The organism is Actinospica durhamensis (genome assembly GCF_018139695.1).
Lineage (GTDB): Bacteria > Actinomycetota > Actinomycetes > Streptomycetales > Catenulisporaceae > Actinospica > Actinospica durhamensis.
The window spans coordinates 1-8,750 of the sequence record NZ_JAGSOG010000326.1 but is presented as its reverse complement, the minus strand read 5'-3'; the positions used below and the strand labels follow the sequence as shown (position 1 = coordinate 8,750).

Genomic DNA, 8,750 nt, shown 5'->3' with positions numbered 1-8,750 from the left:
GTCAGACGCATCATCAGGTCGCGCGAGCCGGTGTGGCTCAGCAGGTTGAGCGAGCCGTGCCAGAGTACGTCGTCGTCGAGGATCAGTACCTTTTCATGCATCCGCTCGCGGAAGTCGACGTGGCAGCCGGCGGCACGCAGACGCTCGACGTGGGCGGTGTTCCGGTCGTCTTCGGGCGGGCGGGTGTAGACGGTGACCGCCACGCCGGCCTGGGCGCGTGAGCGCAGTCGGGGCAGCCAGCGGTCGAGGGCGGTCGCGGCCAGGAAGGGGCTGAAGACCTCGATGCTCCTGAGCGCGCGGTCGAGGTCCCAGGCGACGGCGCGGTCCACCTCGTCGGCCGGGAAGAAGGCGGGGCGGGCGAGTTCCTCGGTCGAGAGGGTGGCGAGTTCGGAGGCCTCGCGGACCGGGACGAGCTGGTCGACCGGCCAGGCGAACGCGTGCCGCTCGAGGTGCTGGACCATGGCGCGCGCGGCGCCGGTGCGGGGCAGCTTCTCCCGCAGGAAGTCCATGTCGGCGATGACGATGAGGTGGTCGCGGGCCCGAGACAGGCCGACGTTGAGCAGGCGGCAGGTGGTCGAGGACAGCTCGGTGCCGGCGTAGAAGTACCCCGCGTCTCTGCCGGCTCCGGCGACGGTGTCGAAGACGATGACCGGCCGTTCGCTGCCCTGGAAGCGGTGGACCGTGTCGGCAAGCCCCTGCACGTGCTCGCCGAAGCGGTGCTTGAGGCCGGCGGCGAGGTTGTTGGCCTGGGCGCGGTACGGGGCGATCACGCCGACCCGGTCGGTGGCGGCGGTGCCGGCGGGCGCGGGGGCGGCTTTGCGGGTCGGCACGACTCCGTCGTATTGCAGGGAACGGATGATCTCGTGGATGACGGCCTCGTGCACCTCGTTCGACTGGTGGGCGTTGCGCCGGTGCGGGTGCGCGATGCGCCGGGACGAGGTGTCGACGAGGATGAGCGGGGAGTCGAGCAGGCCGGACAGCTGCGCGTGCTCGGCCGACTCGTCACGGCCGGTGTGGAGCGGAGCATCCTGATACGCGACCGCGTTGACCACCGCGCAGATCGACGTGCGCATCCGGTACTGCACGCGGAGGGCGGCCAGCCGCGTGTCGGCGAGCTTGACCAGGCCGTGGTCGACCAGGCCGGCGGCGTGGAAGCAGTCCCGGGCCGACCAGAGCTGCGCGTGCCGCCGCTCGTCGGCGGTGGCCTTGCGGTCCTCGGCGGTCATGGTGACGGCGGGCAGCTGCCGGAAGTCGCCGGCGAGGACGAGCCTGCGGCCGGCGAGGCTCGCGGCGAACCAGGCCGAGGGCAGGTCGACCATGCCGGCTTCGTCGACCACGACGACGTCGACCCGGTCGAGCAGCTTGGCCGAGACGACCGCCCTGGCCACGGTCGCGCCCTTGACCCGGCAGCGGGCCCGGACGACGTCGACGACCTTGCGGGCCTGGGCCTCGAGCTCGGCGATCTGGTCCTTGAGCTCCTGGTCGCGCTGCCGGAGCGCGGCCGTGGGCGCGCAGTCGCTCACGTCGTTCTCAGGGCTCGACAACCGACCGCCGATCTGCCCGGCTGCCTGGTCCGCGCCGACAAAGCCCTGATATGTGGCGGCGGCCTGCGCGCGGTACTGCCCGAGTTGGTCCTGCGCCGCCGCGAACTGGGCCGAGAGCGCTTCGATGCGGTGCTGCTTGCGCAGGGCGAATCCGTTGTGGGCCTTGTGCAGGTCCTCCATCAGCCGGGCGCAGGCCTGCTCGGTCGCCCGCACCGCTCCGTCAGCGGCCTGCCATGCCTGGTACGCGTGGGCCTTCGTGTTCTGCGCTTCCGCGTGCCGACGGAGGAGCTCTTCGGCGCGAAGCCGACGCTCCAGTTGCCCGCGGACGACCGCGTGCTCGTCGGTGAGCTTGTCCAGCCGGTCCGCGAGCCCCGCCGTCAGCCGCTCGATGATCCGCTCTTCGGAGATCCTCTCCCCGAACGCCTGCGCGAGTGCGGGCAGGGCGATGTCGCCCGCGCGCTGGACCAGGCCCTCGTCGAACCCGTCCTCGGCCTCGAGCAGCCTGCACACCCGCAGCAGCGCCTGGTCGACCGCGACCTTGGTCGGGGCGAGCAGCAGGACATTGAGGCCCTGGCGGTAGCAGCCTTCGATGATGTGCGAGACGACGTCGGTCTTGCCGGTGCCGGGCGGGCCCCAGAGGAAGAGCACATCGCTCGCCAGCGCCCGGCTCACCGCCATGCGCTGCTCGGCGTTGAGCCGAAGCCGGTGCCAATCCCGCACGAACCGATCCGGCGTCGGCTCCACTTTCGCCGCGGGCTTGCCGCCGCCGAGGACCCAGCGCGCGGCCTCCGGCTCCTCGCCCCACGCCGTGACGACGCCGCGCAGCCGGGCGGCGAGCGCGACCCAGGTCGAGGTGTCGTCCTCGCGCACCTGGAGGTTCGGCGGGTTCCCGGGGAACGCGAGCGTCGTCAGGACCCGCCGACGCCCGTCCGGCGCCGCCGTCACCTCCGCGGGAGTCCACGGTCCGGTGCTGTCCACGGGCCGGACCATCAGTTCCAGGGCGTCGAACTCGGGCGGCCACGCCCTGCACGCATACCGGTACTCCCGCCGGTCGGCCGGGCCCGGCGCCGCGTACCCGCCGCCGGCCGCGCCCACCAGTGTCCCCGCGCTGAGGGTCGCCTTCCGCTTGTTCGCTCCGTCCGCCCGACGCGAGGCGACGATCTCCAGTTCGGCCGCGCGCAGGAGGTGGGCAACCGGCGAGTCTTCAGCCTCCGTCATCGATCCCCCCGCTTCCACGGCGTCCCAGTCGAAGGATCATCGTATGGGGCGCACGAGAGCATTCGCGGGCGCACGGCGCAGGCTTGAGAGTGCGCCGCCCGCAGCAACCCCGCAGCGCTCGTCGAAGCCGTACACACGGTCCCGAGGGCCTACCGCTAGGGTGAAGATCATGGCTGAAAACATCGAGGTCGAGCCGCTCGGCGAACACGACTACCTGGTCCGCGCCCGATACCCCGAGGGCGTCGCCGAGTCCCGATTCCGGGCCGGACCGAACCTGCTCGAGCAACTCGGCGCCTCGCCCGCCGACGAGCAACGCCTGGTCGAGCACAGTGCCTCCTACCTGCTCGCCCACCAGCCCGTCATCGACCTGCCGCCGATGGTCGACCTCGAGGACCTGGCCGCCGTGTACGACGGCTATCTCGCGGAGATGCGCAAGGCCATGACGGGACCGTGAACCGGACGGGCGGCCGGTACGTGTCCGCCGATGGAAGAGGTCTGTTTCACCCCGGCCTCTCCGCGCAGACGACGACGTCACCTGTCTGGAGATGATCATGCGCCCTGTTCCACTGCGTATACGTTCGCTGGGAAGGGTCGGCCGCGTCGCCCTGGTGGCTTCGGTGGGCCTGGTCGCATGGGCGGTGGCGTCCGCACCGGCGTGGGCGGCCTCGTGGTCCGCGCCGGTGGCGCTGCCGGGCTCGTGCGGCAGTTCGGTGGCGCTCAACCCGGCCGGGGCGACGGCGGCCGGCGGGACCTTCACCGCGGCCGACGGCTCCACTCACGTCGAGGTGTGTACCAGCTCGGACGGGAAGTCCTGGCAGGCCACTGACCTGGGCGCCGGCGGAAACGAGCCGAACAGCGGGCCACGTCCGGCCGTCGCAGTGGCCTCCAACGGGCAGGTCATCGCGGTCTGGGGCACCGGCAGCGGCTGCCCGGGCGCCTGCTCCTACACCGTGCAGGCCGCCGTCCGCTCACCTGGCGGCGTCTGGGGCGCCCCGGTGACCCTGACCACGGCCCTGACCATCGGCAACGGCGGGATCGTGCTGGGCACCGACGGCTCCGGCAGGGCGATCGCCGCCTGGATCGAGCTGAGCAACGTCCACGAAGCCGTGCTCTCGGCCGGCGGCACCTGGGGCCCGGACACGGCGATATCCGACAACCTCGACCAAGGGCCGGCCCACGACCTGAGCCTGGCCGTCGACCCGTCCGGCGCAGCGATCGTGGCCTTCAACGGAGGGCTCAACAATCTCTGGGCCGTCTCCGGCAGCATGGCCGGCGGTTTCTCCGCCCCGGTCGAGGTGGCCCTCGGCTACGGCAACAGCAACTACCACCTGACCGGCCTGTCGGCCCTGGCTCTGAACAACGCCGGACAGGCCTCGATCGCCTGGTCGGTCACCGGCCATACCGGAACGGCCACCCGCTCGCCCGCCGGGGCCTGGAGCGCCCCGACGATCCTGGCGACTCAGGCCTCCGCCTCGGTCAGCACCGCGATCGACGGCGGCGGCGACGCGATCACCGTGTACGGATCCTCCTACGCCTGGGACCCGGCCGGAGCCGGCTGGGGCACACCCGTACCGCTGGCGACCGGGTCGACCGGCGGCCTGGTCGTCGCCGACCAGGCCGGCACCTTCGTCTACGCCGACAGCACCGCCGACGCCTTCACCTTCGCCCCCGGCGCCGCGAACTTCGGCCCGGGAAGCGGAGCCCGCGGCAGCCTGGCCGACCTGACGATCGTCCCCGGCCAGGCCGTCGTACTGGCCGGCGACGCGGTATTCACCGAGCCCGTCAACTGACCTGCCCGGTCGCGAGCCATCCGCCCATCTGGAGCAGCGCGCAGTCGTGAGGCGAGCCTGCACGACCCCTCCGCGCTGCGCCGGCCAGGCTCACATTCAGTATCAGGCATCGAACACGCGGAAGGCGATCGGTCTGAGACCGTCCGGCCGCGCCGACCTCGTTTCCCATTCAGGCCCCCGGGCCGACCAAGGAGGATCACCGTGAGACGACCATCCAGAGCGGCGCTCGTGTGCGCGACCGCGGCAGGCGCGGCGGCGACGCTGCTGGGGGCGGGCGCGGGCCCGGCTTCGGCCACGACGTACCCGCCGCCGCGCATCACACTGCAGTGCCCGACCGCCGACGGCGAGGCACTGCACGGCACCGTATGCGGGCTGCCGTCCGGCATGACCACCGCGCCGAACAGCTACGCCGCGACCGTCGCGGTGGCCAAGGCCGGCGCCGCCGGAGCCACCGTCACGTTTGCTGTGACCGCGGGGAGCCTGCCGCCCGGCCTGACCCTCGGCGCTCAGACCACCGGCTCCGGGACCGCCGTGACCGGCAATCCCACCAAGGCCGGGACGTACGACTTCACCGTCAAGGCGACCGACGGCGGCCTGACCTCGACCTTGGCCTACCAGATCACCGTCACCGTCCAGGGTCCGCCCGACCAGCTGCAGTGCACCGCGGCCGCCGGCAGCTTCCTGATCGACGGGGCCTGCGTGCTGCCCGACGCCGTGCTCGGCCAGGCCTACCCGGGCCGTCTGCCCACCAGCCACCAGGCCGGCGGCACCCTCGCCGTGGTAGCCGGATCCCTGCCGCCGGGCCTGAGCCTGCCGGCCGCGTTCGGATCCGCCGGCGCCGTATTCGACGGCACCCCCACCGCGCAGGGGATCGAGCCGACCTACAGCTTCACCGTGCAGGGCACCGGAGACCAGGGCCAACCGCTCTACCAGGCCTACCAGATCACCGTCGATCAGAACCTGCCGCTCGCGATCGTCCTGCCCTCCAGCGGATCGACCCTGACCTCCGGCACCGTCGGGCAGACGTTCGGGCAGAACTTCTTCCTGTCGGGCGGCGCCGGACCGTACAGCTGGTCCGTCGTCGCCGGCGCCCTGCCGCCCGGCCTGACCCTGCGGACCTTCGCCGCCCCGACCGACGCCGACGACGAACTGGCCGGTACCCCGACCGCCGCCGGCACCTACACCTTCACCATGCAGCTGGCCGACTACGCCGGACGGCAGACCACCCAGCAGTTCACCCTCAGCATCGAGCCGTGAACCCCGAGCCGTGAATCCCGGGGCGGGACCGGCAGCAAGGGCCGGCCCCGCCTCGGCCGCGGCGCGCTGCGCGGACACCCAGCCTGTTCGCCCGGCCGGCCGCACACCCGAATTCGAGTGTCGAAGAATATTGCGATCATGCCTTTCCGCCCCGATATTGATACCGCCATCGCACCCACTCATGCTCATGCGAGAAAGGCGAGATGCATGATCCGCACCTTGCGCAGCGCCGCCCTGCTGCTGACCGTCCCCGCGGCCCTCGGCCTGAGCGTCGCGGCCGTCAGCCCGGCCGCCGCCGCGGTGCACCCCGCGGCCGGCTGCTCCACCGCGGCCGAACCGATCGCGATCGACGGCTTCGCCTTCACCCCGCCCCAGGTGTTCCCCGACAACTCCTCCACCGCCGACCTGATCACCACCAACTGCACGGGCGCCACCCTGATCTCCACCGAGACCTGGACCGGCCGCTGGCTGCCGCTGAGCACCAGCGGCGCCGCCCCGGCCGGCTGCCCGGCGATCGACCCCGTCACCCGTTCGGTCACCTACGCCGCGGGCCAGGAACTCGCCGAGAACGGCACCTACACCGTGCCGACGGGCTGCCAGGCCGCCGAACTCGCCGTCACCGTGGACATCGGCATCGACAACGCCGGCGACGTGGAGTCGGCCACCGCATACCTGGTGATCGAGCACATCTCACCAGGCGCCTGATTCGCCCGCGGCCATCATCGATCCCGCCGAGTTGCGTCAAGGGCCCCGCCACGCCGTCCCCCGGCATGGCGGGGCCCGACGCACAGGCGTGCACCCGCACCGCACCGCACCGCACCGCAGCGGGATCGCGCACCCGACGCCCCACCAGCCCGATCGCGACAGGCTCTTGTCAGAGTCCTGTTGCTCGCTTAGCTTCAGCTGAGCCCCACCGACTTCAGGAAGGGATCAGCTTTGCGCCACAAAGCTCTGCTGCCCGGGGTGATCGCGGTCGCCGCGCTTATCGCGGGCACCGCCTTCGCGGCCCCGGCCGACGCGGCCGCCGCGGCCCCGGCCACCCACAACAAGCTCCTCAACTACGTCCTCGCGTACGGCGACGACGACGAGCCCGCCGACACGGCGCTCTCGGCATTGTGCCAGTCCTATTCCGGAGACACCCACGTCTACGGCCCGATCGCGCCCAGCGTGGACGTGATCCACGGTGACACCGTGGTGGGCGTGGGCAGTCAGACCGGATGCTACGCCGCGCAGAACGAGACCACGGTCGCGGTCAATCCGGAGAACCCGGAGAACCTGGTGGCCGGCTCCAACGACTACCGGGTGTTCAGCAGCCGGGAGGATCGCAACGACTCCTCCGGCTGGGCCTACACCTCCTTCGACGGCGGCAGCACCTGGAAGAACGTCCAGCTGCCGGCCCTGACCTACCAGACCGGGGCGACCGGGGCGCTGTCCGACATGGACTCGGCCGGGGACCCGGTGCTCGCCTTCGGGCCGCACAACACCGTCTACTACACCAACATCGCCTTCTCGCGCAGCAACGCGGGCTCGGCCATCGTCGTCTCGGTCTCCCACGACGGCGGTCTGAGCTGGGGTCAGCCGAGCATCGTGCAGATCGACGGAGTGGCCGCGGACGGTACGCCGACCGCCTCGGACTACTTCAACGACAAGAACTGGATCGCGGTCGACCCCCGGACCGGCCAGGTGTACGTGACCTGGACTCGCTTCACCTACGACGACTCCGGCAACTACATCGAGTCGCCGATCTACCTCAAGACCTCCACCGACCAGGGCAAGAGCTGGTCGGCGGCGCGGCGGGTCTCCCCCACCACGACCGACTTCGCCGGCGGGCTGACCGCGTTCGCCCAGGGTTCGAACCCGCAGGTGGCCGAGGACGGCACGCTGTACGTGGCGTACGAGTCGTCCGTGTGCGCGACGCTGGCCTGTACCGGCGCCTCGGACCATGACGAGACGGTCGTGGCCACCTCGCGCGACCACGGAAAGACCTGGACGAACGCGCTGGTCGGGCAGAACTACGACTATCCGTACAACGCGGACGTGCAGAACGAGGCGCTGACCGGGGAGAACTTCCGGCTCAACTCCTACCCGCAGCTGGCCGTCGATCCGGTGACCCAGCACCTCTACGTGGTCTGGTCGGACGACCGCAACGGGCAGTACGACGCGTCCGGGGCTTCGGTGCAGACCGACGGCACGGCCTTCATCGCCAGTTCGCGCAACGGCACGGACTGGAGCGCGGTCACGGCGGCCGAACCCGGCGGGGACGTGTTCTTCCCGGCGGTGGCCGCTTTCGGCGGGAAGGTCGCGGTGACCTACTACACCCGCTCCTACGATCCGAGCGGTATCGACGTGGACTACGCCTACACCACGATCGGCCGCGACGGGCAGGCCTCGCCGCAGCACCGGATCACCACGGCGTCGGAGAACCCTGACGTGCAGTTCGTCGGGGTCGGCGCGGTGACCGGGCAGGTACTGCAGGGCGAGTTCATCGGCGACTACAGCGCGGCGGTGCTCGGCGCGGACGGGGTGTTGCACCCGGTCTGGACCGACTTCCGCGGCCGCCCGGGCGTGGACACCCCGCATCAGACGGTGGATACGCAGGCGATTCCGCTGCTGTAGCGGACGTCCCTGGCATGACCGCGTCCCTCCGGGGGCCTGCTTCGGAGGGACGCGGTCAGGACGTCGAGGACGGCCGACCGCATCCCGATCAGTTCCGCGACGACACGACGACGATGAGCACCACCGATATCACCGCGGATATCGCGAGATAAGGCGCACGGGAGCGGGCGTTGCGCCGCCTGGGGTCATCGGGGGACTTCGATGGGCGATATGCCTGGGCGATCCCGTGCAGGGAATTGGCCAGGTTGGCGGCTCCGAGAATGATCAGTACTACCTTCAAGCGCGACGCTCCCACTCGATCGATCGTGACAGTACGGCGTTACCC

The 8,750-nt window shown here is 71.4% G+C and carries 7 protein-coding genes; 5 read left to right on the top strand and 2 right to left on the bottom strand.

Annotated features, from left to right (window positions below; all coding sequences use genetic code 11):
- Positions 1-2,762, bottom strand: a 2,762-nt coding sequence (locus tag KDL01_RS36145; RefSeq protein WP_212533210.1) for an AAA domain-containing protein, incomplete at its 3' end; no start/stop codon positions are given.
- Between the two features lie 169 nt (positions 2,763-2,931).
- Here KDL01_RS36145 and KDL01_RS36140 point away from each other — a divergent pair.
- From KDL01_RS36140 to KDL01_RS36120, 5 genes are all read left to right on the top strand, one after another.
- Complete coding sequence (locus tag KDL01_RS36140) at positions 2,932-3,216, top strand: hypothetical protein (RefSeq protein ID WP_212533209.1); 285 nt, start codon at positions 2,932-2,934, stop codon at positions 3,214-3,216.
- A gap of 97 nt (positions 3,217-3,313) precedes the next feature.
- Positions 3,314-4,552: a hypothetical protein gene (locus KDL01_RS36135; RefSeq protein ID WP_212533208.1), complete on the top strand. Its 1,239-nt coding sequence runs from the start codon at positions 3,314-3,316 to the stop codon at positions 4,550-4,552.
- Positions 4,553-4,753: 201 nt separating this feature from the next.
- Positions 4,754-5,809, top strand: a complete 1,056-nt coding sequence (locus KDL01_RS36130; protein ID WP_212533207.1) for a putative Ig domain-containing protein — start codon at positions 4,754-4,756, stop codon at positions 5,807-5,809.
- Between the two features lie 207 nt (positions 5,810-6,016).
- On the top strand, positions 6,017-6,514 hold the full coding sequence (locus KDL01_RS36125; RefSeq protein ID WP_212533206.1) for a hypothetical protein: 498 nt from the start codon (positions 6,017-6,019) through the stop codon (positions 6,512-6,514).
- A 231-nt stretch (positions 6,515-6,745) separates the two neighbouring features.
- A complete protein-coding gene (locus KDL01_RS36120) occupies positions 6,746-8,425 on the top strand; it encodes a sialidase family protein (protein WP_212533205.1) in 1,680 nt (559 codons plus the stop codon).
- A gap of 88 nt (positions 8,426-8,513) precedes the next feature.
- Here KDL01_RS36120 and KDL01_RS36115 read toward each other — a convergent pair whose 3' ends face one another.
- On the bottom strand, positions 8,514-8,705 hold the full coding sequence (locus tag KDL01_RS36115) for a hypothetical protein (RefSeq protein WP_212533204.1): 192 nt from the start codon (positions 8,703-8,705) through the stop codon (positions 8,514-8,516).
- Positions 8,706-8,750 lie beyond the last annotated feature (45 nt).